Here is a 26,526-nt window from a genome sequence, read left to right on the forward strand (position 1 = left end):
AAATCAATCCCAGAAAAGTCGATAAAGTATATACCATATTCCTGCCAATTTTAATGGGATCATATGTTCTATTAGAGTGATTTAATTAGGAGGCTATTTCATTGACAGTTAAAGAGAGAGAAGTTGAAAAAACGAATGTAGATGTAAAAGTACAACTTGAAATGTCAGATATCAATGAACAGTGTGAACAAACTGACACATTGATTGAACAATTAATCAATAGCAGCTGTCCAATTGAACGCGAATGGGCTGCGATGTATCAGATCAAACGTAGACAAGACAAAGGCGATTAAACGCACATCAGGCACTTAAAGCAATTGGAAAGCTCGATCCCAAGACACAGGAAATGAGGGTATTTACATACATAATTCCATTGTATTACTACCTTGAAGTGGCAGAATACTCTAATCTTGCAGAAATGTCGACTATTGTAGATCTTGATTTAATCGAGAACAATGATGATATTAAAAGCTACTTTTATAACCGTCTGATGGCTCTGCTAGGTGCTTCAGCGTTCAGTCAAAATAAAATGACTCAAGCACGCTTTTACTGCTCCTACGGCATTAATTTAAAGAATATTGATAGATTGGTTGCATACAGCTGTCTGACAATGGGGAACACGTACATCCTTGATGATTATGAACGAGCGAAAGAATATTTCTTAAAAGGTTTGAATCATACTGATAATAACCATTTGGCAGAATTACAATTAACTAGAAGTCTTTGCTTCTTGGAGAATCACTGGCGAAAAGAGAACTTTTGGCTAAATCCTGATTCGGAAGAAACCACAGACATCCAAGAAATTGCACATTATCACATCAAGAGAAACAATCTAGATTATGCTAAAGAAATTTTAGATTACCTAGAAGAAATACCAAGCATCGATAATGACTATGGCATCCATTTCTATCTAAAAGGACTCGCTTATAAGGACAAGAGATACTTTTATAAATCGATTAAACATTTCAAGCTGTCCGGTGATTTATTCTGTGTTCGCTTACCTTTAGATCAATTAAGGGAAATGGGTGAGGATGCGCAGATTTTGGATTTGCTTGCCCTCTAAATCGTTCGACATCTAACGATATCACTTGAAAGGAGGTGAACATAATATGAAAAAAGTAACTATCGGTCTGACTATCGTAGCTGCACTTGCAATTGGTTTTGTAGCTGGTCAACAAAGTGGTCTTCATTCTGCATCAGGTAACGAAACATTCCATGTAGCTGGTTTTGGTCGTGGAGCATAATCCATACAGCCTTTAATGGCTTTCGTTCCTATTAAACTATTTAGAATAAAAATAAAATTAGTGGAGATTTATTTGATTGTAAGAAGAAGCGTATGAATTGATTTAGGCCAATGGATTTAAGCGGATCAGAGAAGATAACCCGTTTTATTATAACCAAAAACATAATGCAATACTTAGCACGATGGTTACATAGCAGAGATTATTAGCCCTCAACCATATAATTCAGTGGTAGTTGGGTTGCCTTACATATTGCGTGATGGTGTTTGCAAGAAAGTTACATATAGAAAAGTCATCGAAAAAATGATATTAAAGGATAATGATTGATAACCTGGATAAATTCTCCTCTAACGGTTTTCATCAAATGACTGTTACAGAATGCTTTGATACCGCTTTAATCAAGTTATCTTCCTCATATTGTCTCGAAGTCTATGTGGACGTTTCAAGCTTCAACGACATCAATCGTGAAACTGGTGAACAACTGTGGTGTAAGCTTGAAGTTAATGAAAACAGAGCGCCAATTGTTGCAGATAACAAGAACAGTAAGCCATCAGACACTTACATATATGACTACATATCTGACTGGTCCTTAACTGGATGAGTCCTAACTTTATAAAAGGAGAGAGTGCATATAAAAATAGAAGCTTTGACATCAGGGAAAACGTTTAAAAATTATAAAATCCTTTGCGGTGAACTTGGAATAGAAATAAAACGTTCAGGAGATAGCCGTAAAGCTCAGTTTAGAGAACTAGAGAGATATTGTACATATAGTAAAGTTGGACATTCCATAATAATAGATAAAGTGTTTGAGCAGCCCTTAGAAAAAACAAAACGCAAGGGGAATAATACAGTCTATAGTGAGTTCATACAGCTTCTTATACTTGATATGCTTGCTCTAAGCAAGAATGGAAATATGTCTATAAGTAAAGGGATGTTAATTAAATCAGTAAGTCTTGTTAATCACAACTATAAGTATTGCTTTGAAAAAAGAAAGTCTCTTGCTAAATATGCAAACACAGACACCGAAATTGTTAAAGATTTCTACGACAGCAGCAACAATAGCTTTAAAAAGGCTATTGAACAGGCGTTAAACAAGTTGGTTGAGAAGAGGTTAATAATGTATGACATCATTATAAAGGTTTGTGAGAAAGGGAAATTCAGACCACGTAAAGCATCGTCAGCCGAGAAGAAAATGATTATGACGTGTGAGAAACAGGTGCTTGATGAACTAGGTTATAAAGAAATCCGTCATGTAAGACTGTCGAGACATTGGTCTGAATTTAAACGAAGATCACAGACGCTGATAAATGAATGTAGCAATCTCAAATATTACTTCGCAGCTTATGACATTACTGCAAATGATAAATACATTGAGAATGAGTGTAAGGAGCTTATAGGTTTCTTATTAAAAGAAATTGAGCGTATCGACTATAAGAAAAAGCTTAATCAAACAGCTTGTTCAAAGTTATTGAAGAATGCTGAGAGGAGACACAAAAGATCACATTCAATCTTTAGAGAGAACAATTATAGAATCAGTGAAAATTACATTCATGATTTCAAGAAGTTAATTGACCTCCTAATTAATGAGGATGCTGAGAGTATAAGCAATCAAATTGAACAGATGGAAGTCCAGGATGATCTAACCTATGATATTGACCATTCTTTGCCAAGTGGGCTATAAAAAATAACGGTTTAAACTTCCTATATTATAAACCAATACAATAGGAACATTAAACCGTCAAATTTTTTTAGTTTAAGTCATATATAGAAGAAAAAGTGTGAATACACCAGTCTGAAGGGGGTTTGGGGGATGGTTGGCTGAAAGTTTAATAATTTGTAGCGTAGCGGAGGATTATTAAACCTAAAGCATCCCCCAAGTATGCTTTAATCATTGAAATTTAGGAAGAGCCTAGATGTACAAAGTAAACTTTGTTCATCTTCTCATCATGATTAACAAGTTAATCATTCTTCGGAATAAACAATTGGAGGATTACTTATTGGAAAGTGAAAATTTGACTAAATCAGTGTTTGTTTACTCTTTGGATTCATCTGCACTTTATAACGATAAAGAAGAAAAATTAAATCAGATTTACTTCAACCTCACCTTTATAAAAAGTTCTTGCAAAGCTAAAAAAATGGTCAAACTAAAAGACTCAATTTAGCATGACTGGTACACACCTTGAAGAAAAGGTTGTATGGAGTTGACACATTCATTAATTAGTTTTGGCTTTATCGGATATGTATGTATATAGTATCTAATTCCAAATAAAATTCACATTTTATTTAAACCTGAAAGCTGCTTGAATACATCCTAAATTTAAAGTATCCTGTATATGTATCATAGTTGGTGTATCAACCACTATAGGCCAGAGAGTTCCCTCACATACTCTCTGGCTTTTCTTCTAAGATAAGCCTCAAGTAAATTAACATCACCGCTTGTTTAATTTCCAGCACTACTTTGAATGAAACTTTCCGAACTTAAAAGCGTATATGTCTTGGAGAATCATTACATAGCCCATAGGAGGGAATACCATGAGTGAGTTTTGGGAGAACAGTGAATATGATCCTTTTAGGTTAAAAGACATTAGTGAAGATGAAATAAAGAATGTTGAACTAGAGTTAAACTTAACTTTGCCTGAACAATATAAAAAATTGATCATTCAACAAAATGGTGGATTGATTAATTTTAATGCGTTCCCAACAGATCAGGAAACATCTTGGGCAGACGATCATATTGAAGTTGATCATATTAGAGGAATAGGAAAGGATCTGGGAATCTTAGAGAGTGAGTACCTAATTAAAGAGTGGGGGTTACCACAAAGATTATTGTTAATACAGGGAGATGGGCATAATTGGGTTGCATTAGATTATCGCCTAACTAATGAAAATCCACCTGTCCATTACTTTGACCTAGAATTAAATAATGATTTTAAGATTGCAGATTCATTTGATGAATTCTTATCTAAACTATATACACACGAATACGAAGAAGTTCAAGAAGACGAAAATTTAGATTTTGATGAAATTCCAAGTATTGATCCAAATGATCCAGAAGCTATTCAGAAGGAAGAAGTCGAAAAAATTCTGGCTAATAAGAACCCTATGGAGATTCATAGGATTTCTCTTTTTCCAATCCAAAGTGTTGAAGACCTAAAGTGGTTGGTGAACATTATTAAAGATAATTCCATAGGAGCACAAGGTGACATGGCTTTTGAATTGGCTGACGTATTGATGTCAATTGTTTCTTCGTACTCGCACCAAATAAAGTCAAATAATCTAAGAACTGTTGTACAAGAAGCTGCTAAAGAGTTAGGAAAGTCCAAAAATGAAGATACTGAGATTATACTAGATCAACTAAAAGACTTTTTGTAAAATAAGTATTATTTTCCTCTTTTTGTTTATTTTTAACATCATTTGTACTAGAATGGAAGTGTGTTAAAAATCCTGAAGAAAAGAGGGAATTAATGAAAAGCTATCAGAAGGTTTTGAGTGTCGTTTTGAGTTTGCTTCTGCTGCTAACTTTTGTGTTGCCGAACTTTGCTGAAGCGCAGTCAATTGAACAGCCGGTTCAACCTGGAACAGAGTCAGTTCAAGGATCAGATGAAAATCCGATTGATTCCGAGTATGAAGAGTATGAGGACGACTTTAACTACGAAGAGGATACATACGAAGATTACTCTGATGTTTCGGAAGATTCGTATTATGATAATTTAGCAGGTGCTCCTGTCTATGAAGACGAGAATTTATTAGAAGATGGAGCTACTGAAGAGGAAATCATTGAAGACGAAAGTGTTCCTGATAGTGAATTTGAAGAGAATGTTGTAACTCCGACTGAAAGCGCCACTGAACCTGAAACTGATGATGTAGGTGAGGACGAATCTTATCACGCTCAGTGGGCTTGGTTAATTCCACCTGCAATTGCTGTTGTTAGTCGTGTCGGTGGTAAGCTCTTAGTCAAGCAAACGTTAAAGTCAACTACAAAGAAAATTGCAGTCAGAAATGGTAAGCTTGCAGGAAAGAAGCACCCTAAAACTGGAGTGAAATTTAATTCTAAAGGGTTTCCTGTTTTCGCATCTAAATACAATTACAACCTCCCTATGAGTCTAATTAAATCCTCAAACGGTACTCAATTTAAAAATGCAAATGCATCTTTGAAGAAGGCAATTAATACTTGGGAGCATGCGAAAAAATTCAATAAGTATCAAATCCAAGACATTAAAAACGGGAAAACCCCACGAGGGTATATATGGCATCACCACGAAAATACAGGCAGACTGCAATTAGTAAATAGAACTATACATGAAAAAACCGGACATACAGGTGGTAAATCTATCTGGGGTTCTCTGTGAATTTATTCCTCTTCTCTTTTTAGAGAAGGGGTTTTTTAAAGTGTTTCCAAAAACAGGTTTTGTCGATAAAATGAACTAAAAGGTAAATAATCATAGGAGGAAGTTATGTTCTATAAAATTGGCATTATTGAGAATATGAATGAATATGGTAGCTTAAATCTAAAAACAACTAGAGAGTTTACGCAAGAAGAGTACACAAAATATGTTAAAACTGTTGATTATCTTGCTTTACATTTAAAAAACAAGCATTTATATGAACTGATTGTGAGAAATGGAGAAGAATTGGAAAAGTTTTTAGAAACGTTCAAAGATGAAAACCCAACTCCAGCTACACTAGAAAACCCAGGGAATATCTTGTTTGAAGCTAATAGATTGCTCATGAATTATCTATCAATGCTCAGGACATACAATGATCTTATTCCTTCAGCTCTATCAAAAACTCTTAATTCGGATGTGAAGAAAGAGTTTGAAAAGATTTTGTCAAAAATGTATGACGATTTTTTTGAGTTTCGATTCTTAATTAGACTGAGGAATTATGCACAACACTTTAATATTCCATTCACTTCTATAATACCTGGATATGATGGTCTCCAAGTCGCAATAAATCAACGAGAATTATTAAAGTATTCAGGATGGAGTGCTGTAAAAGAAGAAATAGAGGAGATGGAAGAAGCTATTGTAATGGATGGTTTCGCTCACACTATGAATAAAATAATGAAGGAAGTATTCGTTCTAACAACTAAATTTTATATTAAATATATTACCGATTCGGGGGAATGGATTTCTTCATTACAAAAAGAAGTTGGTGGTGAAGAATTAGTTCTTGTTTATTCATATTCAGAAGAATTATTTGAAGAAGGAAATGTTAAGTTTAGTATTATGCAAAGTCCCGATTATATCGAAGCGATGGATGAATTAAAAAGGCTATCTTGAGTACAAATAACCCCACTTTGAAAGGGGTTATTTTTTGTATCTAACTTATTCGCTACAGGATTTATTCCAAGGCATGAAAGGGGATGCAGGAGGATAGGTATCAAGTTCTTATATACGGTTAGTCCAATCAGAGAAATAAAAATCGTTGATGTTTATGTTGCATTATTTGAAGAAGGGTTAATGGAAAACTCGATACAAATATAAAGCAACGTAAATTGATAGGAATTATTACTGGAAAGTCAATTTAGGTTAAAAAAGTATTGATAATTATGAATTTCTGTTTTTGAATATAAAAGTCCAAGTCTTAGGATTTTTACAAAAAAAGAAAGCCACAATGGGCTTTCAATTATCGTTCACATGCATAGTTGTCATGATCCCTGTCCATTTTAGATTGGTAAGCAGGGTGGGAGCTAGGCACTCCATTCGGATATTTCTTTCTTAACTCTGTACAATTTTTAAATGTTTCTGTTTCTCCAGTTGACTCTGAAGAAGCTTCGTTTTCAGTTGTAGTCGAAGTTTCACTTGATGCCTTTGGAGTTGTCGGCTGTGATGTTGCTGGTTTAGATGTTGTTGCTTTTTTAACTGCAGTGGTTTTCTCTTTCACACACCCATTAAAACCTCGGTCAGTCACATATCCATTCTTACTCCAAATTGAAAGCTTCTCTGATTTTGCTTCCTGCTCGTCTTTCTTAAATTGGTCTATGTATTTCGTATTTGGCTCGTATACATATGCTACTCTGGCCAATCCTTCTTTTAACAGCGTTTCCTGAACAGATTTGCCATCCACATAAACATAAGCTAATAGCCTTCCATACTTATCTCTGTGGTCACCTTTATCAAATTCAAGCTGCAGCTTACCACTGCTGACCAATTCTTTATTTCGTTTTGATGCATCTTCACCGTACGGTTGAACACATGAATCTGGTTTCTTCGTCTCAGGTGTGTCTACAAGCAAGTAGCGAACTGTGTCTATATTTCCGTTGTAGCTAACTTTAATTGTGTCACCATCAACTGCTCTAACTAGAGTAACATCGACCAATTCCTTTTTGTCTTTTTCCTTAGATTTGTCAGCAGTTTTTTCTTTAGTAGATTCCTTTTGTTCTGTTTTCTTTTCTACATCCGTAGACGCTTGTGGTGTTTCTTTTTCCGTGCTTACTTTTTCAGAATCATTTGAGCTGCAGGCTGCCAATGATAAGCTCAAAGTGAATGCTGCAAAGCCTAATATCACTTTCTTCAACTTCATTTCCCCTTTTTAGAATGGTTGTTCTCTATCTATATCGGTAGACCATCAATAATTATAATCCTTTATCCAATCTTTTCAAATTGATTTTTAAATAAAATCTTACATAAATAATAGTTTAAAAGTGAGCAAAAAGCATTGTTTGAAATAAAGGTCAGTGGTACTATTTTTCATGAGAGGAGGTATTAAATGTAAAAAAAGAAAAATTATTCATCTGTGAGTTTTCATAAGAGGTTTAAATTTGACATTAAAGGAGAAACCGTTATGAAAAAATTTGTTCCACTAATTTTATTTGCAGTTTTATCATTCACCATGTTACTCTTCTTAAACACTAAAGAGGTTGAAGCAACTTCATCTAATTCTGAGAAGGATGTCACCTCATTGTTTAAGGGAACACTTAAATTTGAAGTTGATGAAAATAAAAATGCCAAATTGAAAAAAGTCGATCTTGGAAATGAAAAAGAACAAATTAAACAAGCAGATATTGTCGCATCTGAGTTAAATCATGATTATCTCTACAACTACGATTCAAGTATTTCAGGAGATCGAGTTGATCTGTATTCTAACAAGGAGACCAAAATAAAGAATAAAACTAAAGGAAAAGTACCTGGCCATGTAGAAGTACAAGTTGAAACATTATTAAGTGAGAAGAACAAATCAATAACAAACGTCATTAGAATCACTAAAGTTGTTGGCACAAAGCCTATGTACGTGAATGCTTCAAATAATTTGTTAGCCAATAAATCCGTAAATGGAAAGTACATTAGAGTTCTTGCACACACTAAGAAATTTATGCTTGGAGAAATAAAGGCAGGAGCAAGTTCTTCAAAAAGTTTTAGAGTCGGTGGGACTAGCTTCTATAAGAGAGAATTTTCGGCTTCGGTTGTATGGAAAGATTCTCCTCCAGTGGTTGACTCTAAAACGTCTTCACCATTTCTTGCAAATAAAAAAGCGGTGTTATACCCATATGCAAAAAACAGTCATAACAAAAAAGTAATGCCGGCACCTGCTTATGCTAACATGAAAGTTATCCCAGTTGAAGATAGAGAGAAAAGGGATAAAAAAATTAGAGACAAATATAAAAGTTGGTATAAAAAGAAATATGGAGATCCAAAATGGAATTGGGATGATTATGAAATCCACCATATTATTCCTCTTCAGTACGGAGGGGATAATGATATGAACAATTTATTCCCATTGAAAAAGGATTTCCACCGGAAAACTGTGTCTCCTTGGTGGGCTGGATACTAACAAGTGAGTGGGGGATTTATTTGACTAACTTTGTTCATAAGACTGTAAACGGTTTGAAAAGTCTCTTAGATGAAAAAGGAGCCATTAAATTGTTTTGTTCTGAAGGAGATACCATGGAATGTCTTGTTACTTTTTCACCGGACAAAGCAACCCTTAACGAGATTCAAAGCTTTGAAGCTAAACATCAGATTACCCTTCCCGAGGATTATCAGAAGTTTATTACACTACATAACGGTGCGAAAATTTTTGAGATTCTTTCTGATGGGGAGAATATAGGTGGAGGACTTCAGCTATTTAGCCTTGAAGAGATTGAAGAGGAACTAAAATATGAGGATTTGTTTGAAGGTATCAATGGTATCCCAATTGGCTACTTATTGGAAGAATGCCATTTAATGATCGATAAAGATAAAATTAATCAAGGTGATCCTAACTATCTCTATATATTTGAAAGTGGTTTAGAATATAATCCATTAAATTTAAACTTTGAAATATTTTTAGACCGGTATATATTGGCTAATGGGGAACCTTTTTGGGATTGGCGCTACTATACCGCAGAAAATTATTATAGAACAAGATAGTGTGATGTATAAGACAGTCATTTTGGCTGTCTTTTTCTGTTATTCAAATAGATGATTGTGGTAAAATTTACATAGAGTAGGGCTAGGAAGGAGAATGATATGAAGGTATTTGAGGCTGATTCATTACTCTCTGAAGCAGATAAAAGAACCAAAGAGTACAAGGAACTAAGGTCACAAATGGTGAAGCTCAGAAAAGCGTTTAAGGACGTAGCTGACCTAGATGACAGCGAGTTTTCAGGTAAGGGTGCAGACAACATTAAAGCATTTTATCATGACCATGTCGGCGTTACAGATCAATGGATTGATCTCATCGATATGAAAATTGCTTTCTTAAGCAGTATTTCTGCAAAACTTGAAGATGCTAAGATGTCTGATGCTTACATAGAAGAATCTTTTTTAGAACATGAACTTGTCAATGCATACACAAAATCAAAATCCATTATGTCTGAACAAAAGAAAGCAATGAAAGACATTTTAAATGACATCAATGATATTCTTCCACTTGAAATATTCTCAACAGAAGACTTCAAAGACAAACTTTCTTCTGCAGATGACAAACGTGAAAAAACAATCGATAAGCTAAACAAGCTTGATGAGGATTTAAAAACAGAGTACGCTGAGACTGAACCAAATGAACAATTTATTCAGCAAGATTTTAAAAAGCTGCAGGAGTCAACAGGTAAAGGGAAAAACGCCACTCCGATACACTATAACGCTAAAGCGTACAGAGAAAGTGACATACATAAGAAAAAAGGCGATATTGAGAAGCATTCTGAAGCTTACTTAAGCGTGAAGAAAGAAGAAGCAAAGGAACGTGAAATCAAGGAATTAAAGAAAAAACTTAATGACGGTGTTTCTGACCCTGATGAATATTTAGAGATTGCTAAGAAAGTAGGGTACGAGAATCTTGAACCGGCTCAAGTACAGCTTGCAGTGCAAATTGAACAAGCGAAGCAGCTAGAAGGAGCAGGAGAAATCACCTGGGATATCGTAAAAGGTGTAGGAGTAGGTTTATATGATGTAGGAAAAGACACTGTAACCGGCATATGGGACTTCATCACCGATCCGGGAGAAACACTCTCAGCGCTGGGCAATGCAGTTCTTCATCCAGTAAAAACATATGATGCTGTTTCAGCAGCAATAGAAGAGTCATACCAAAAAGATATGGTGAATGGGGATGCCTACTCTAGATCAAGATGGGTGACCTACGCTGTTGGTTCAACAGTTACAGCAATTGTTGGAACAAAAGGTGCAGGAGCCATCAACAAAGCAGATGTAGCAGGTAAGGTCATAAACAAGGCAGGGCAAGCAGGGAAGAAAATTAAGAATGTCAATATTTCAGATTTGTTGCCTTACAACCCTAAGTATAAGCTTGCTCTAGCTGATAACGTACCATACAATGTGGTTGATAGCCAAAACCTTAAGAATGAACTTTTGACTAATGCGAAGAAAATACCAGATGGAACAAGAAAACCGTTTACTGGCCAAAAGATAAGTCCCCCATGGCTAAATAAAGAAAAGTATGAAGCGTATGAAATAAAGGGGAAGGTAAAGGCGAAGGGGAAAGTTAAAGATGTAAGTCGAAGAGTGTATACTATGAAAGATATAGATATTAATCAAAAAACAGAATTCGGCGTTACAAATCTTCAGCTAATGAAAAACGGGAATGCCCCTTATGCAAAAGATGGCACACAGATTAATTTACATCACCTGATTCAAGAAGAACCTGGCCCAATGCTTGAAATCCCGAACAGTTTACATACAAAATATAGTGATGTCATTCATAAGCTTAAGTCTGATGGTGAAAGTTTTAGAAATGATAAGGTTTTAAAAGCACAATACGAGAGCTTTAGAAAGAGATATTGGAAGTGGAGAGCGAAACAATTTGAGAATGGAAATTGAGGTGTTTAAATGATTTATTCGAAGGTTGAAAACTTTATTAATGAAAATAAACAAAATGCTATATTTACAGATGGCGCAAGTCATAAAAACATTGAACGCATTGAAGAAATCCTCCAATGCGTTCTTCCCAATAGCTATAAATGGTTTTTAGAAAAATACGGTGCTGGTGGTTTATTCGGTGTTTTAGTTTTAGGTTACAACTTTGATCATGCATCAGTTGTAAATAGAACTAAGGAATATAGAGAACACTACGGCCTTCCTGATGGACTTGTGGTTATTGAAGATGTTGATTACTTTGCTTACTGTCTAGACACGAATAAAATGAAGGACGGAGAATGCCCAGTAGTTGAATGGGATAGGGTAATTGGTTATCAAGATACTGTTGCAGAAAGCTTTATTGAATTTTTTTATAATAAGATTCAAGAAGCGAAAGATGACTGGGAAGAGGATGAAGACTGGGACGACTAAAACTGAAAAGAAGGTCTTTAACTCATTTTTCCATACATATGAAGGGGTAAATAAAGTGAGCTTCTATAATATCAAACAAAAGTTGAAAGAGTTTTCAATTGATGCAAAAACAGATCCCAGCATCAATAAAAATGAACAACTCAAAGAAATTGAAATGAACATAGGAAAACAATTACCTTCCGATTATAAGGATTTTTTGAAGGAATATGGCGGCTGTTATCTAGAAAGTAAAAAAACAACAGATGAAATTGAGTATGACGTTTGCTATAAACCTTTAGAGAAAGATCCTTGGATGGGTAAGGACGATGATACGCAATTGTTAGAGGATTTTTACGGTTTAGCGAACGATCATAGCAGTATTCAAAAAGCGATCGATACATATTCTGATCGTTTTCCTAGAAATATAATTCCTATTGCAAGCTCTGCAGGCGGGAATGAAATATGTATGGATATCGATAATGAAAAGATATTGTTTTGGGATCATGAGTTAAGTCATCCAGATAAAGACTTTTTCCTGATTGCCAATTCGTTTGAGGAGTTTATCTTAAGTTTAGTTGATGAACCAATTGAAACTGATGAAGAAGATGATGGGATTCTGTATATTGAATTAGATGATGACTTACTAAACAGTTAAGAAAAGATATTGCAAAGATAATGTTTTAAGCTCTCAATAGGACAGCTTTTTTATTAAAGAATAGCGGTAGTTTAGAATGTAGCCGGGATAAAAGGGGGCAGTTTTATGTCGGTAAATTTATTAGAAGATATTCGCAAAAAAGAAGCAAAGTATGGAGATGAACCAAACTCCTCTGCTACAGAAAAAGAAATTAATAAATTTGAAGCGGCGGTTGTAGGCAAGTTTCCTATAAATGAGATTCCTACAGGATATAAGGAATTCCTTCAAAGTGTAAACGGATTAGATTTCAATGGTTTAGTGATTTACGGAATCGACAATGATTTATTGGAAGAAGAAAATGATGAAGAAGTTTATGGTTTTATTGAAACAAATGAACAGTGGCACGAAAATGATGAGCAGAAAAAATATCTGTTTTTTGGTGACTCAGATACAGCTTGGTATTGTTTAGATGTAATTGAGAATGAATACTTAGAGCTTGATAAACCCTCTGGAACGCCGATGAACAAATTTGATGATTTTAACACCATGCTAGCTGATGCATTGAAAGTTAGTTTAGACGACTAAGCAAAAGTATTGCAATTGTATGAGATCTTGCAGAAATAAGCATCTCCAATTCAATAAAATAATGGTTTTATCCATAAAACAAAAGTTTTGCAAATTATTTCAATGGTTTCACTTAATGTGTTATAATCAGAACTGTAAGACATTTGATTGGTTACAGGCGTATTTCTTTCTTAAGAAATGCATAAAATAAAAAGAAGACCAGGGGTGCGCCAACACCCACAGGTCATTGTTTGTACTAAAGCTGCCCACAAAAGGGCTTGCTCAGATCTACCGAATAGACCATCCCTTAAACTTTTCCAGGGCTCAAGGGAGGTCTATTTTTTTATATAGGTCAACAATGCAATTATAAATGACCCAAATCCAAGCATGAGTACTAATACTTGAAAAGTTGACATTGGCCTCACCTCCTCTGTTTGAGACATGGAGGTGAGCAAGACTCCCTTGAGTGAGCAAACTTTATGTACAGGAAATATTATACTATACATAAATGCCCTTGTCGTTAAAAATTCACAATAAATTGACAATATGAAAAGAACTTGCAAAATGCAGGTTCTTTTTTTATTTCAAATATTAAACAATTCTCTTCAAATGACGATATTTAACATGTAAACTTGTACCAAGGAGGATTTAGGAAATGAAGAAGAGAATTACGTATGTGCTGCTTGCTCTTCTAGCAGTAGTAGCTTTTGCTTTCACTGATTCATCAAAAGCCAAAGCAGCTGAAGCAACACCACTTTATTATCTTCAAATTACAGGGATAACATCAGATGGAAACGACTTTGCTTGGGATTACATTAACTTTAACCAAACCAAAGCTCCAAGTGTTTTAAAAGGTGATAAACTTCACGTTAGGGCTCGTTTTATGGGGTATACAAAGTTAACAGTTATCACGGGTAAAGATGGGAAAAATCTGTTATATGATGGTACAGCTAGGATGTACAAATCCGATGCCATTCTTGGTCAGAATAAGGTGGTTATAGGCTGGGATAAATATTTTGAGATTCCAATGGACGCACTTCAAGATAACTCTATACAGATTAAAGCATTAAGCTCAGGCACCACTTTTGTTTACAGCCAAAAAATTGATTTTGAAAGAGAGTGAACCAGGTGATTAGCACTTCTAATTATGATGTAACTAAAGATCCAAAGTTCTTAGCATTTTGCAGCTTGGCTACAGAAGGATACGGGGGGAATAACTCAGCTCCTAGTAGATCCATTGGTTTTAGTGAATTCTGTGAAAAACTTGAGAAAAATGAAGTAGTTAAACCCGAGAACAAAAAAAGCTCACTTGACCTAAATAAGTCTTTAGACTATTGGAAATCAAGATTTAATCCAGGAGGCAATCTCTCTGTATTAGATTCACAGGTATTAGATATTATTAAAAAAGCTTACAACTTAGGCATGGTTAACAAAAATAATATGTTGTTGCGAAACGAAGCAATTAATGCTTATAAAAATTCAATTTAAATACGAAACAGTGCCCAGCTTAATAAGTGCTGGGCGTTTTACTTATTGAGATTATTTTCTTTCAAATATTCTTGATGTTCTTTCTCCAGCTTATCAATATCATCTTTGAATATATAAATCTTATATTTTTCCTTGGCTTCTCTAGACAGATTATGTTCTAAATATTCACGGAGCTTTGCTTCACTTTTGGTTTGATCCATGCCAATTGTAATTGCCGGATCTGTTATTCCAATTTGAAAACTAAATAAACCAAATTCATCCCAAGCACTTTCTAAAACTTCTACAGGGGCTTTTTTGTTTGATTCGATTAAAGTTATACCCGACATAATCAAAGCAGGAACTAAGACCAAAAATCCAATTAACCTCTTCTTCATTCACCATCGCACCCTCCCTCGTCGAAAAGAATCTCTCCTTTATTAATACTACGGATATCATTATTAACCTTTATATTTTATTACCAACATTTACATCGAACCTTTGTTCTTATCTATATTGAATAAAGAACGTTTGTTCTGTTAATATTAGATCAATAAAGGAGTGAGTCGATATGCTTAGAGATCGAGGAACAATCAAATGGACATCAATGATGCTTCCAGAACATTTAACACAGCTTAAACAAGATTTGATTGATGTATCAAAAATTGAAAAGCCATCTTTAGATGACCAACAAATTGAAGAGATGGATCTTCTCGTCTCTGAGGCACTTGAATTTAACAAGGAATTGCAATTCAAGCTTTTTAACGATGGTTTTGTTGAAAATGTTACCGGCAGAGTACATTACATTAATTTTGAACAACAAAAGCTTCACGTAAAAGACCAGAACGACAATACAGTTTATATCAACATGAATAACATCATAGGAGTTACATACAATGATTGATTACTCACAATTTCCACGAAAGAATATACTTTGTGTCGATATGAAATCGTTTTATGCTTCTGTATCGGCTGTAACAATGGGGCTTAATCCTTTAACATGTTATCTTGCTGTTGTAGGGAATACGGATAGACAGGGAAGTGTAGTATTAGCTGCATCTCCTGCACTTAAAAAAGATTTTGGAATCAAAACAGGATCAAGACTTTTTGAGATACCTGAAGATCCAAGAATACACATTGTAAATCCTCAAATGAAGCTTTTCATCAGAGTTTCAACTGAGATTACAAAGCTGTTTTACAGATTTGTTCCAGAAAAATGTGTTCATACGTATTCAATTGATGAATCTTTTTTAGATGCAGGAAAAGAAGATCCAGAGGAAATGGCCAAAGCAATTCAAAGCAGCATGTGGAGAGAATTTGGTTTGATGTGCACAGTAGGTATTGGAGACAATATGTTACTCAGCAAGCTTGCACTTGACCTGGAGAGTAAGAAAACGAAGAGTGGTATTGCACGTTGGAGATATGAAGATGTGCCAAATAAACTCTGGAAGGTTCACCCGTTGTCTAAAATGTGGGGAATAGGAGGGAGGATGGAAAGAAACCTGAACCGAATGGGGATATCAACTGTAGGTCAGTTAGCTAAATTTCCTTTAGAGCTGCTTGAAAAGAAGTTCGGAATAATGGGGAACCAGCTGTACTACCATGCACATGGAATTGATTTATCAGAAATAGGTGCTCCATTGATGCAGGGTCAGATTAGTTTTGGTAAGAGTCAGATTTTACTGAGGGATTACACAAGGAGAGAAGAGATTAAGGCTGTTCTTCTGGAGATTTGTGAGGAAGTTGCAAGAAGGGCACGTACACACAATAAAGTTGGTCGAACAATAAGCCTGGGAATTGGATACAGCAAGGATGAGCTTGGTGGTGGATTTCATCGAGCAAAAACAATTGATCTTCCCACAAATATCACGATGGATATTTATAGATGCTGCTTGATGCTTTTTAATAAGTTTTACTCGGATAAAACAGTGAGAAGTATCTCAGTTACGTTATCAAATATTGAGGATGATGTGAATCAGCAGCTGAGTTTATTTGAGGTGGATAATGAGAAGAGAAGGAAACTCGGGTTTGTGATGGATGGAATTAGAAGCAAATACGGATCGAATGCGATTCTAAGAGCAGTTTCTTATACACCCGCAGGGACAGCAATTCACAGAGCTGGGCTTACTGGGGGACATAAATCATAATAAAGGAGCTGACTTTTTACAAAACAAAGTAGTTTGATAATCTCTTCACTCTTGAATATATTTTTCTGGATTAATGAAATGTTGGAAAATATTTATTATAATTAAGAGAAAGTGTTTCGTTTTGCAAAAAGTCAATTTGTTTTTAGATACGATAAAGCCTGCTTAGCATTTGTTATAATGTGCTAAACAGGTCTTGATTTTGAGAAGGTAGGTATTAAATATGCTTGGTAGCAAAATCAAATCCTTGAGTAATAGACTTCCGATTTTATTTCTATTGTGTTTTCCTTTGCCAATTATTTTATCTTTATTGTTCGTGTTGTTATTTCATGAAATATTACGTAATGCATTTTTTTCAGACTTTTTAGTGATATGTGGTTTTTTATTTACTTCAATTTCGTTATTGTTGGTTTTTATATTATATAATAAGTACTCCCATGTAGATTTTGTTAAAAATAAAACTGACATAGTATACTTAAACGGAAAAGCAAAAACGGAGCTCATGCAGTCTTTAAAGGATATTGGTGAATGTATCTCTAAAGGTAATGTTACAAACACTTTTAAAAAATCTTGTTTGAACGTTCTTCATATATATAAACTACTAGATAAAACTGAGGGAGAGCTGTACTTAAAACCATACCGAACAGAGATTAGAAACTTAGTAAGTCTTATAAACAAAAATAAGCTTACGTCTGAAGAATTGATTCATTTAGAAGGAAATAAAAATAAAGAGGTTATTGATAGATTAATATATGATCTTTTAATGTATTTGGAACGTATGAAAGAAGGGGTTGATTGAAATGAATAGTTTCAAAAAAGAGGACATAAAAGTATTAGAGAAGATTTATAAAAACCGCGATAAATATGAATGGACTACTTTAGAAGATGATGAAATTTGGAGAGGTATTGACTTTCCTACTGAAGCAGAAAACAGAGGGCATGTTTTGTCAGTTGAATTAAAAAAAAATTTTTATGTTTTAACAGGAACATATCAAACTCGTTTTTATTATGAAGAAGAGAAATATTCATGGGATAAGAGAACTTTTGTTTCTTTTATTGTTTACAAGTATTCTCATTCAAACAGCATTGCATTTATTACTGACGAAGATTATCAGAAAGAATTAAGAGACAAGGATCAATTTCACTTCCAATTGTCTTTTTCCTCTTCTTCCAAACCAAACATAGTTGAAGAGATCTATAAATCTGCTAACCGTATTGCTTATGACATACCTAGTATTTATGATGATATTCTTAATGAAGATGATTAGGGAATGCTTAAATAGTTGAATCACAGAGATTTATGCTACATGTGTAAAGTGATTTTGAAAATCCATATAACATCTGTCAATGATGTTATATCATTCATATAAGCCTACTGAAGAATAATGTACTCAATTTTCAAATGCCCTCTGATTCATATGATATAAGCCTTTAGTGAAAGTTAACCATTAAATTTTATTTTAAAGACAAAAGACCGCACTATAAAATACAATAAGTGCGGTCTTTTTAATTTAATGAGTTAACAATTAATCAAGAGTTGGCAATTGGTAGCCCTCATTGTTCAATAATATTTCTAATGGGTTTAACATTAAACAAAAAACTTGGTTGGTTGAATAGAAGTTATATTCCTTTTAGCTTCATGGAACTCTTTGTCATTCGAGGATGAAAAGCCACTAAAAATTGATAATCCAACGACAACTGACAAGGTGGCTAATGCAAGTTTAAATTTCATATAAACACTCTCCTCTTTGTATTTGGATTCGGGCATCCACCATAACGGCAAAAAAGGTGGTTGAGTTTTCAAATTGCCCTATCTCCTTACAATAATTAGCCGTGTCGAGTGCTAATTCCTCTAAATCTGGATACATAACATTATCTTTTAGTACAGAAAAAGTTCGAAAAACTGTGCGTTTATCTATAGAGTCGATATATAAAGCCTTTAAGTAATTAAACTCAGCAACTAAGACATCATCGTTTATGGCTTGTGCTTTCTCGATTCCTTTTTTATAAAGAATAAAGGCTTTTTCAATATCCTTCATTTTGAAGTAAATTTGTGTCAGTGTAAATAATGTATGAGGGAGAAGATCACTTTTATCGTTTTCGTACAATGAGACTGCTTGTTCAATATATTCAGCAGCTTTGCCATACTCTTTCATCTTATAATAACAGTTTCCCAAATTATATAATGATGCCCCTATTAGTTTGTGCTTGTTTATAGCTTTCGAATCTTTCAAAGCTTTCTGAAGGTGTGGAATAGCTTTTTCATGACTTTCCAAATCATCGAAGTTCCCTGCTACAACAAATGCACATTGAATTCTACGAACAGTATAAGTTTTTTGGCCTTTATAAATGTTAAGGGCTGCTTCTGCATAGTGCATTGATACATGGGTTTGTTTCATGTGATAATACACTTCAGCCATTTTGAAATAAAACTCAGCTCGTTCAATTTCGTCTGTTACTAAAGCGAGCTTTTTCTCAGCAATTTTATATGACCTTATTGCTTTTATATAATCCTTCTTATCAAATTCGTACATTCCTCTAAAGAAATTGCAGTAATATTCCAGGACACCTTTAAGCTTTGTTTGACTGCTTTCGATCTTTTCTAATAAGTCTGAAATTTTAGGACGTTCTTCATTCAATGACTTAGGTTCAAGGTAATCCAGCATTAGCTGATGACGAAAACACATTAGAGAATAATACAGCAATAAGTCTTGATCTTCCTTCATATGTTTTATTTCTTCTTCAACCTCTGCTTTTAATATCTCTGCATCTGGAACGGCGAACATCCGTATGTATTTATACCACTCATTGATTTTAACTCCAACTGTGGATGACGGAATTAATTGCTCCATTGAAATCCCTCCCTCTATGTATCCAATAGACTAATATGTAATATTTTATCATATTTAAATGAATAAGGAAGATTAATGTTTTCTTAAAAGGCGAAAAAAATACCCTCCTCAATTAAGAGAAGGGCAGGGGGTTATCTCGGTGAATCATAATTCATTGCTTGTTCACTATCAGAAATACCTTGAGTTGTTGGGTCAACCACAATTCCCATTGCAGTTAAAAAAGTTAGAAGGGCATTAAATTTCTCTGTTAAGTCGTCACCAAATACAGTCAAGTCATATAGTATATCTGTAACATGCGTATCGTAAAAATTTATAAAGAACTAAAAAAGACAGTAAACATAAAGATTTTGATACTTTAATTAGTGAATAGGAGGTAAACGATCGTAAAACATAAGCGGGAGTAGGGGAAAGTGGTTGTTTTAAGGAGATATTGATAAAAAAGGGAAAATTTCAAGAAGGAAAAACGTTGATACTATAGGCTTTTACGATAGCGATTACGATGTGAAAAAGGGTAATTTTGATGTGGAATTAGGAAAATGAAAATTTGGATAGGGTGTGGAAATGGAAGTGCTGTGGGTACATTTGTTCTTGCTTTTGAGTATTTGGATGTTAATATACCCCCACATATTGGTAGTTAAATCCCTATATAATAAGTCTTATACCTGCTTTTCAGTAACAAATATTGGATTTTGAGATTTTTTCGGCTGATTCACAAATTCGAATGAAAATCAAGGGCGAAATTAAAAAAATGAATAATTAAGAGGGTGTATAAGGCTGAATATTATTAATCGTTAATCGTTATCGTAACAGCAAAAAATGAATCGAAGACTTATTTTTATACAACTTAACGAATATCAATAACGATCTTATTCAATCATAATATCTAATAACCTAGAGCAAAGGCTGAATATATGAAAGGGTTATTTTAGATGGGCATATATAATAGAAGAAACTCGTCATAGATAAATCATTTAGATGGACGGTGAGGAACTTAAATAATCTGCAGAAGGGAAGATATGAAGTTGTTCTAATACCTGCTCATTTGCAATTATGGCTTTACAATCAGGGGCACTGATACCCAAAAGATCAAAGACATGCTCATAATTGTTTCGCTTATACTCTCTGAATCCAAATCTTAAGTACATCTTATGTAACACCTTATCAATGTCGCAATCCGTAATGACATTATGCTCTTTAATCTTTCCTTTAAAATAAGTATCCATTAGGTGTTTATTATAGTACAACCGCTTACTAATCTGTTCTTTTGCGGTGGTCATTTCATTTGAAAAGAAGTCAGCAAATGGAGAGCTTATCTTTATCTTTAACATGCTTATAGTCTAATAAAGAATGTTGTAAGGTGTCTAATTGTACAGAGCTTCGGCCAATTCGTTTTGTGGGAATAAATAATGGATCTTTCTCATTTTAATAAGTGTGTTAACAAGATCTTTTAGGACAAGAATGTCTTTAAACAGAGGAACATCAACACCAAGTTTAGTCAATCTTGTTTTATAAGCTGATGATTCAAGAACAGAAAAACCCACTTGATTATACCATCGATTCAGTAAGCCAGGCAGTCGATCATCGGATCTTATCTCTGTATTCTCAATAGAGTTAAGCATCCATTTATCTACGTCTGACTTTAAAAAGTAAACACGCTCACCGATATTTCTATGTAGAACTCTAGCCTTATCAAACAGTTCTTCCGTAAGACATCGAAGGACATAAGATTGAGTATATTTGTAAACAACACCTTTTGTATTTTTTCCTTTGTTTACTCTTCGTTTGTCCTTTCTTCTGCTTGTTTCTTCTAGTGGATTGCTTATGTTATAAACTGTGTGATGTTTCTTATATTCTTCAATTGTCTGGTACTCTAATATACTGAGTCTGCATTTTGTATCATGAGTTGATATTGTGACAAATTCAAATGATTTTTCACCATACTTATCCCAATCTTTCTGCAATAAGTAATTATGATGTTTCCCATTCCTTAAATCTCTTTTATGTCCTTGGTGTCTTGATTCAATATTAACCGAGCTTCCAATGTAAACTTTAATGTTTATTTTGTTAACAATTTTGTAAATACCACGTATCTTTTTATTTGTCATAAGGGTTTGATGCTCCTTTAAAGAATAGAATGGAAGGCTAGACATAACTTCGCATAACTGTAATTATGCGAAATAATTCATTTACTTATGCGAAACACAGTGCTAAGATTTAATTATAAAAAGAATTATTTATAAGAGACTCAATTTCGCATAAGTTATATGAGGAGTGAACCGATGCAAGAATACAATAGCAATTTAATAGAGGATTACATATTTCAACTTAGAAAAGCTGAAAACACAAAACAAAGCTATAAACGTGATTTGCAGCTGTTCAATAAATACTTGAGTGATGACGAAATTAGAATTGACCGCTTATCGTCTACAATTGTTCAATTATTTATTGATTCACTAGAAAACGGAACAATCAAAACAAATAGAGGGAAGCGATACAGAGCGGCAAGTATAAACAGAATATATGCTAGTATACGTTCATTTTGTATTTATACTGAACAGTATGAAGCGTTTAAGGATATTCGTATCACTAAGACGCAGCACATCTCAGAATTGGCTCCTAAATCAGTTGATGTTAACTACATTGAATCCATAAGAAAACGGATAGGTGACAGGAAGAACAAACCAAAGCTAATCAATTATAGAGACTTGGCCATCATTGATATGTTGCGTCTTACTGGTATGAGGGTTTCAGAGCTTGTTGATCTAAAGAAAGCAGATATGACTTTGAAAGGGAATCCTTATCTAATTCACATTAATAAATCAAAAGGGAAGAAAGTTAGAGACATTCCAATAAGTAAGGAGAGGTTTCGATATATTCACCGTTATCTTGAATCAAGAAATGATGATTCCGAATACGCCTTTGTAAGTAGATCAAATAAGAAATTAACAACCAGGACAGTTCAAATGCTTTTGAAAGAATACGAGATAACACCTCACATGTTACGCCATACGCTTGCTACTGAATTGGCTAAGAGAGGTTGGGACTTATCTACAATCGCTAGGTTCTTGGGGAACACTGTGGCGGTTGTACAGCGTTATACAATACCTACAGAAAAGCAAATGGCGGATGCAGCAGCAGATGTTTATACTATTGAATGAAATTAATGTAGATAAATAGTCATTATTTGATTAATAGGATAAAATAGGTTTAGAGCTTATTTTCATTGAAAGGGAGAAACAGATGCCAAAGAGTGTGACCCTATATGACTTACTAATATCTTGTCCTTCAGATGTAAAAGAGGAATTGAAAATCATTAATGAAACAGTAGATGATTTTAATAGGATGTTTGGACATGCAAATAATGCCATTATTAATACTAAACATTGGAGTAAGGATTCTTATCCGCAATCAGGCGGAAGGCCACAAGAATTATTAAATCAACAGTTTGTGTTAGAGTGTGATGCAGCTGTAGCAGTTTTCTGGACAAGGTTCGGAACACCTACAGATCATTATGGTTCAGGAACTGAAGAGGAAATTGTGGAACTAATTAAAAGTGATAAGCAAGTATTTCTTTATTTTTGTGAAAAGCCAATTAATCCTTCAGAGATTGACTTTGAGCAGTATCAAAAAATCAAACAGTTCAAAGAGAGATATGGGAAATCTAATATTTATGATACTTTCACAAATACTGAAGATTTTAAAAAGAAATTCCTTAACCATTTGACTCTGCATTTTTTAAGACGATTTGAAAAAGGTGGTGAACAAGCTACAAAAACACGGAGCGATTTGTCCATTAAAGGTGCTTATAATGGAGGAATAACGGAAAAACCAAATGCAACAGAAAATAATTATACAACTTCTAAATATATGTTAGATATGAAGAATGAGATTATCGGTAAAATAGACAAAATACAAAAAATGGAGAAACTCAATTTTCCTGTTGGTCAAAAAGAAGTTCATAACTCAATACAATCTTCATTTTTCAGAAAAGAAAGAATAACAATTAATGATTCTATAAAAGAAGCCATTAATAACTTTTGTATACATCAGAATATAACTATCGACGAAATGGATTTCTATAATGTTGGCCATCTTGAAAAACAACAAAATCCTCTTGGTGCGATGGCTATAGGATCATCCTCAAGAACATCGTATGAATTAATAGGTAAAGACGAAGAGAAGGAAAAATACGCTCTACTAAGGAGATTACATTCACAGATTAAGCTTTATAATGAATGGCTGATTTACTTCAATGAACTGGATCAAAAATATGTGCTAAATTTATGTCTTTCTAATACCGGAACACAATATGATGAAGATATAGATGTGAAATTATTTTTTGAAGAAGGATTATTATGTAAAAAAGAAGAGTTACCAATACCAGGAGCTAACATACTTCGGCAATATGATGATTTTGATTATGTGGATGTTATTTTCAAACCTGAAAAAACAGTATCTATACAAGAGTATGACGGTTATCAAAAAACTTCATATGCTTCTCGATTCGATTGGTCGGATTATGATGATCATAAGGAGGAGTATATAGAGGCACTAGAAGAACTGTTTGTTTACGAATACTATAATGAAGATGGTTTTGATATTATCAGCTATAAACAAAATTATCTTAAACATAACACTAATGTTTATTTGCCTTCGGTGTTATACTTTAATGCTGCGCCAAATGTATTACGATATGAAATTTCATCTAAATACTCAGAAATCACTTTTGAGGGAGAATTAGAAATAGAACACTAGTATCACCGTTCAATTAGAACGGTGACTTCTTTTTTAAAAGTTTAAAAGATGTACTTAGGATTATTAATCTCTTTAAAATATGACTTTTATTCAGTTTCCCACTTCATGAGATACCCTTACACATAAGAATAAAGCGTCTCATTTTCACAATCCATATATGCTAATGAGTCAAGCGGGTTTTCAGAAACAACTTTGAAACCATATTTTTGTTCAATTTTATACAGCATCAAATTCATTTAAATCATCAATAGAGGACATTAATGAACCTCCGATTTTGAAGATTATTGTAAATTTTCGCGGGGATTTCACTGAGTAGACTAAAAATGATTTAGAGAGTTTTCGAGGGTTAAATCAAGTTTGCGTATTTCTTTTCTTTTAATATTTCCGATACGGTTCTATACGGTTAATTGAACGTGACACTAATATACCGTGCGACATTGAAAAAGTCTTCCGGGTCAAACAAGTTATACCCCTCATCTTCAAATTTTTGTCTAAGTGAGATGATTTCTTTTGCATTTTTTTTTCTATTTTAGACTTTATTCTCTGTTTGGTGAGTATTTCACATATGTTTTCTTGTAAGACAGGTTAGATTATCAAGATTATTATTGTATGAAAAGCAGTCTATATGGTGAACATCAAGATTGTTTTCTTTTAAAAACGAGAGGGGTTTCTTTTCTTTAACGCTCCAAATAACCTTGTGTAAGGCTACGTTAACAATTTTCCCATTGTCAACTATTAAATTTACATAAACATAGCTATATTAAAGAAAATATGAAGTGACTAGCATCAGCAATGGACGGAAGAGGGAAAGGAACAAAGGATATTAAGTTCTGAATAAAACAGCAGTTTTAATTAGTTAAGCTCTCACTGTATAATAAAGGAAACGGTAAGGTGGTGGGGGATCGTTATGAAAATCCTAAACTTTAAATTTGATAATTCTTTCTTTGAATTACATGCAGCGTTTACTACTGATTTGGCTCTTTTAACAGATTATGATATCCAGATGGATATGCTCATGGTGAGTAAAGCGATACTCAAAACAGCAGGTTACACAAATTTCTTAATTCAGGATACATACTTTATAGTTGAAGATAGCAACTCTGTTTACTGTTCATATCACTTTGAAAGAAAGGATAGTGAATTTACATAATATTGGGTGATCTGCAGTAAAACTTAATAATTAGGAGTGAAAACATGAGTAGTTTATTTATTATAGGCAATGGTTTCGACTTAGCACACGGTTTACCAACAAGGTATAAAGATTTCTACAATTATTTATTGGAGATGTATCCTAATGCTGTAGAGTTAGATCCTTCATTTGGTATTCAACCTTCTGAAATGCCTGATGGCTCACTAAAGTTTAACAAAGAAGAACTTGTTGCATTTCTTATCAATATAATCTCAGAAGTTAGTGGAGAGGATTGGAGTGACTTTGAAGCTAGTCTAGGTAGATTAAATTTTGATAACCACTTATATGCTATGTCAACTTTATTCGAAGACGAAGATGATGATTCATCCGATTTTAGAATGGCTTATAGAAATGAAGATGCTACCTCCAACTTTTACTTAGCATCCTTAGAAATAAAAGATTTGTTTTCTGAGTGGATTAATACTATTGATATAGCTGAAGTGGAATCAAAAGAATCTTTTGAATTTCTAATGGACCCATGGAAAGACACTTTTTTAACTTTTAACTATACACCTGTATTAGAGTCGGTTTATGATGCCATTCCCGTATATCCAATACACGGACAACAAAACAGTGAAATAATAATTGGACACGGTGAAGATGACAAAGAAATAATAAATTCTTTTACAGGATCTGAATATTCACTGTCTAAAATTCATTCAGCATTGAGGAAAAATACAGAAGAAATAATAAAATTAGCACAAGAAGAATTCTATGAATTACTATCTGGTGATATAGAAAAAGTATACTCGTATGGTTTTTCGTTTTCAGATGTTGATCTTCCATACATTAGAGAAATTTGCAAAAGGTTAGATACAGAGAATCTTACATGGTTTTTAAATGATTTTAATTATGAAGAAACTGGAGAATCATTTAAGAATAAAATTAAAGAATGTGGTTTTAAAGGTGAATTTAGTGTGTTCAGTGTAAAAGAAAACTCACCAACATAGAAAACTAAGTCTGAATAAAACATGGATTTTAAA

General features: G+C 33.7%; 28 protein-coding genes and 1 pseudogene. 22 read left to right on the forward strand and 7 right to left on the reverse strand.

What is annotated here, in order from left to right; genetic code table 11:
- Window positions 1-161: 161 nt before the first annotated feature.
- The 6 genes and pseudogenes from BSI_RS0121615 to BSI_RS02420 all read left to right on the forward strand — a co-directional run bounded on the left by BSI_RS0121615 (window position 162) and on the right by BSI_RS02420 (window position 6,523).
- A pseudogene (locus BSI_RS0121615) lies at window positions 162-1,063 on the forward strand (AimR family lysis-lysogeny pheromone receptor).
- Window positions 1,064-1,109: 46 nt separating this feature from the next.
- Window positions 1,110-1,244 carry a lysogeny pheromone AimP family peptide gene (locus tag BSI_RS22830; protein WP_003241706.1) on the forward strand — a complete coding sequence of 45 codons (135 nt, stop codon included), beginning with the start codon at window positions 1,110-1,112 and terminating at the stop codon, window positions 1,242-1,244.
- 622 nt (window positions 1,245-1,866) lie between these two features.
- Window positions 1,867-2,922 carry a hypothetical protein gene (locus tag BSI_RS02440; RefSeq protein ID WP_003241708.1) on the forward strand — a complete coding sequence of 352 codons (1,056 nt, stop codon included), beginning with the start codon at window positions 1,867-1,869 and terminating at the stop codon, window positions 2,920-2,922.
- Between the two features lie 851 nt (window positions 2,923-3,773).
- Window positions 3,774-4,613, forward strand: coding sequence for an SMI1/KNR4 family protein (locus BSI_RS02430; RefSeq protein ID WP_003241712.1), 840 nt, complete (start codon window positions 3,774-3,776; stop codon window positions 4,611-4,613).
- Window positions 4,614-4,705: 92 nt separating this feature from the next.
- The gene (locus tag BSI_RS02425; protein WP_003241714.1) at window positions 4,706-5,590 is read left to right on the forward strand and encodes an HNH endonuclease; all 885 of its coding nucleotides are present in this window, start codon (window positions 4,706-4,708) and stop codon (window positions 5,588-5,590) included.
- A gap of 105 nt (window positions 5,591-5,695) precedes the next feature.
- Window positions 5,696-6,523: a hypothetical protein gene (locus BSI_RS02420; RefSeq protein WP_003241719.1), complete on the forward strand. Its 828-nt coding sequence runs from the start codon at window positions 5,696-5,698 to the stop codon at window positions 6,521-6,523.
- A 346-nt stretch (window positions 6,524-6,869) separates the two neighbouring features.
- On the opposite strand, the gene yokF is transcribed toward BSI_RS02420, so the two are convergent.
- Entirely contained in the window at window positions 6,870-7,760 is an 891-nt protein-coding gene (yokF, locus tag BSI_RS02415; protein ID WP_003241721.1) for an endonuclease YokF, read from the reverse strand.
- Window positions 7,761-8,027: 267 nt separating this feature from the next.
- Between yokF and BSI_RS02410 the strand changes: the two genes are divergently transcribed.
- The 6 genes from BSI_RS02410 to BSI_RS02385 all read left to right on the forward strand — a co-directional run bounded on the left by BSI_RS02410 (window position 8,028) and on the right by BSI_RS02385 (window position 13,160).
- Window positions 8,028-9,014, forward strand: coding sequence for an HNH endonuclease signature motif containing protein (locus BSI_RS02410; protein WP_003241723.1), 987 nt, complete (start codon window positions 8,028-8,030; stop codon window positions 9,012-9,014).
- Window positions 9,015-9,034: 20 nt separating this feature from the next.
- Window positions 9,035-9,592, forward strand: a complete 558-nt coding sequence (locus BSI_RS02405; protein WP_032732300.1) for an SMI1/KNR4 family protein — start codon at window positions 9,035-9,037, stop codon at window positions 9,590-9,592.
- Window positions 9,593-9,691: 99 nt separating this feature from the next.
- Window positions 9,692-11,494 carry an LXG family T7SS effector ribonuclease toxin YobL gene (gene yobL, locus BSI_RS02400; protein ID WP_003241727.1) on the forward strand — a complete coding sequence of 601 codons (1,803 nt, stop codon included), beginning with the start codon at window positions 9,692-9,694 and terminating at the stop codon, window positions 11,492-11,494.
- A gap of 9 nt (window positions 11,495-11,503) precedes the next feature.
- Window positions 11,504-11,962, forward strand: a complete 459-nt coding sequence (locus tag BSI_RS02395; protein ID WP_003241729.1) for an SMI1/KNR4 family protein — start codon at window positions 11,504-11,506, stop codon at window positions 11,960-11,962.
- A 55-nt stretch (window positions 11,963-12,017) separates the two neighbouring features.
- Window positions 12,018-12,596, forward strand: coding sequence for an SMI1/KNR4 family protein (locus tag BSI_RS02390; RefSeq protein ID WP_003241731.1), 579 nt, complete (start codon window positions 12,018-12,020; stop codon window positions 12,594-12,596).
- 105 nt (window positions 12,597-12,701) lie between these two features.
- The gene (locus BSI_RS02385) at window positions 12,702-13,160 is read left to right on the forward strand and encodes a YrhA family protein (protein ID WP_003241734.1); all 459 of its coding nucleotides are present in this window, start codon (window positions 12,702-12,704) and stop codon (window positions 13,158-13,160) included.
- A gap of 314 nt (window positions 13,161-13,474) precedes the next feature.
- Here the strand turns inward: BSI_RS02385 and BSI_RS22835 are convergent, their stop codons facing one another.
- Window positions 13,475-13,555, reverse strand: coding sequence for a putative holin-like toxin (locus BSI_RS22835; RefSeq protein WP_127721184.1), 81 nt, complete (start codon window positions 13,553-13,555; stop codon window positions 13,475-13,477).
- Window positions 13,556-13,794: 239 nt separating this feature from the next.
- On the opposite strand from BSI_RS22835, the gene BSI_RS02380 reads away from it, so the two are divergent.
- Entirely contained in the window at window positions 13,795-14,262 is a 468-nt protein-coding gene (locus BSI_RS02380) for a DUF4879 domain-containing protein (protein WP_003241736.1), read from the forward strand.
- 5 nt (window positions 14,263-14,267) lie between these two features.
- On the forward strand, window positions 14,268-14,627 hold the full coding sequence (locus BSI_RS0121620) for a YolB family phage-derived protein (protein ID WP_032732301.1): 360 nt from the start codon (window positions 14,268-14,270) through the stop codon (window positions 14,625-14,627).
- Between the two features lie 38 nt (window positions 14,628-14,665).
- Here the strand turns inward: BSI_RS0121620 and BSI_RS02375 are convergent, their stop codons facing one another.
- The gene (locus tag BSI_RS02375; protein WP_003241738.1) at window positions 14,666-15,001 is read right to left on the reverse strand and encodes a YolC/YozM family protein; all 336 of its coding nucleotides are present in this window, start codon (window positions 14,999-15,001) and stop codon (window positions 14,666-14,668) included.
- Window positions 15,002-15,174: 173 nt separating this feature from the next.
- On the opposite strand from BSI_RS02375, the gene BSI_RS02370 reads away from it, so the two are divergent.
- The 4 genes from BSI_RS02370 to BSI_RS02355 all read left to right on the forward strand — a co-directional run bounded on the left by BSI_RS02370 (window position 15,175) and on the right by BSI_RS02355 (window position 18,015).
- Entirely contained in the window at window positions 15,175-15,507 is a 333-nt protein-coding gene (locus tag BSI_RS02370) for a YolD-like family protein (protein ID WP_003241741.1), read from the forward strand.
- Window positions 15,500-16,750: a Y-family DNA polymerase gene (locus BSI_RS02365; protein WP_003241743.1), complete on the forward strand. Its 1,251-nt coding sequence runs from the start codon at window positions 15,500-15,502 to the stop codon at window positions 16,748-16,750. The genes BSI_RS02370 and BSI_RS02365 overlap by 8 nt, the downstream gene beginning before the upstream one ends.
- Window positions 16,751-16,970: 220 nt before the next feature.
- Window positions 16,971-17,546 carry a hypothetical protein gene (locus BSI_RS02360; protein WP_003241745.1) on the forward strand — a complete coding sequence of 192 codons (576 nt, stop codon included), beginning with the start codon at window positions 16,971-16,973 and terminating at the stop codon, window positions 17,544-17,546.
- A gap of 1 nt (window position 17,547) precedes the next feature.
- Window positions 17,548-18,015, forward strand: a complete 468-nt coding sequence (locus BSI_RS02355; RefSeq protein ID WP_003241747.1) for a hypothetical protein — start codon at window positions 17,548-17,550, stop codon at window positions 18,013-18,015.
- 320 nt (window positions 18,016-18,335) lie between these two features.
- Here the strand turns inward: BSI_RS02355 and BSI_RS22840 are convergent, their stop codons facing one another.
- The 4 genes from BSI_RS22840 to BSI_RS21880 form a co-directional block, all read right to left on the reverse strand.
- Window positions 18,336-18,479, reverse strand: a complete 144-nt coding sequence (locus tag BSI_RS22840) for a hypothetical protein (protein ID WP_162532064.1) — start codon at window positions 18,477-18,479, stop codon at window positions 18,336-18,338.
- Window positions 18,469-19,599 (reverse strand): Rap family tetratricopeptide repeat protein, encoded by a 1,131-nt coding sequence (locus tag BSI_RS02350; RefSeq protein WP_003241749.1) that lies wholly within the window; start codon window positions 19,597-19,599, stop codon window positions 18,469-18,471. The genes BSI_RS22840 and BSI_RS02350 overlap by 11 nt, the downstream gene beginning before the upstream one ends.
- A gap of 131 nt (window positions 19,600-19,730) precedes the next feature.
- Window positions 19,731-19,871: a phage holin gene (locus BSI_RS22325; protein ID WP_003241752.1), complete on the reverse strand. Its 141-nt coding sequence runs from the start codon at window positions 19,869-19,871 to the stop codon at window positions 19,731-19,733.
- A gap of 1,089 nt (window positions 19,872-20,960) precedes the next feature.
- Complete coding sequence (locus BSI_RS21880; protein ID WP_003241756.1) at window positions 20,961-21,704, reverse strand: GIY-YIG nuclease family protein; 744 nt, start codon at window positions 21,702-21,704, stop codon at window positions 20,961-20,963.
- 174 nt (window positions 21,705-21,878) lie between these two features.
- On the opposite strand from BSI_RS21880, the gene BSI_RS02345 reads away from it, so the two are divergent.
- The 4 genes from BSI_RS02345 to BSI_RS02330 all read left to right on the forward strand — a co-directional run bounded on the left by BSI_RS02345 (window position 21,879) and on the right by BSI_RS02330 (window position 26,493).
- A complete protein-coding gene (locus BSI_RS02345; protein ID WP_003241757.1) occupies window positions 21,879-22,757 on the forward strand; it encodes a tyrosine-type recombinase/integrase in 879 nt (292 codons plus the stop codon).
- A gap of 82 nt (window positions 22,758-22,839) precedes the next feature.
- Window positions 22,840-24,354 carry a DUF4062 domain-containing protein gene (locus BSI_RS22845; RefSeq protein ID WP_003241759.1) on the forward strand — a complete coding sequence of 505 codons (1,515 nt, stop codon included), beginning with the start codon at window positions 22,840-22,842 and terminating at the stop codon, window positions 24,352-24,354.
- 907 nt (window positions 24,355-25,261) lie between these two features.
- Complete coding sequence (locus BSI_RS02335) at window positions 25,262-25,504, forward strand: hypothetical protein (protein ID WP_003241763.1); 243 nt, start codon at window positions 25,262-25,264, stop codon at window positions 25,502-25,504.
- 44 nt (window positions 25,505-25,548) lie between these two features.
- Window positions 25,549-26,493 carry a bacteriophage abortive infection AbiH family protein gene (locus BSI_RS02330; RefSeq protein ID WP_003241766.1) on the forward strand — a complete coding sequence of 315 codons (945 nt, stop codon included), beginning with the start codon at window positions 25,549-25,551 and terminating at the stop codon, window positions 26,491-26,493.
- Window positions 26,494-26,526 lie beyond the last annotated feature (33 nt).

Origin of the sequence: Bacillus inaquosorum KCTC 13429 (genome assembly GCF_000332645.1) — a bacterium.
Classification (GTDB): Bacteria; Bacillota; Bacilli; order Bacillales; family Bacillaceae; genus Bacillus; species Bacillus inaquosorum.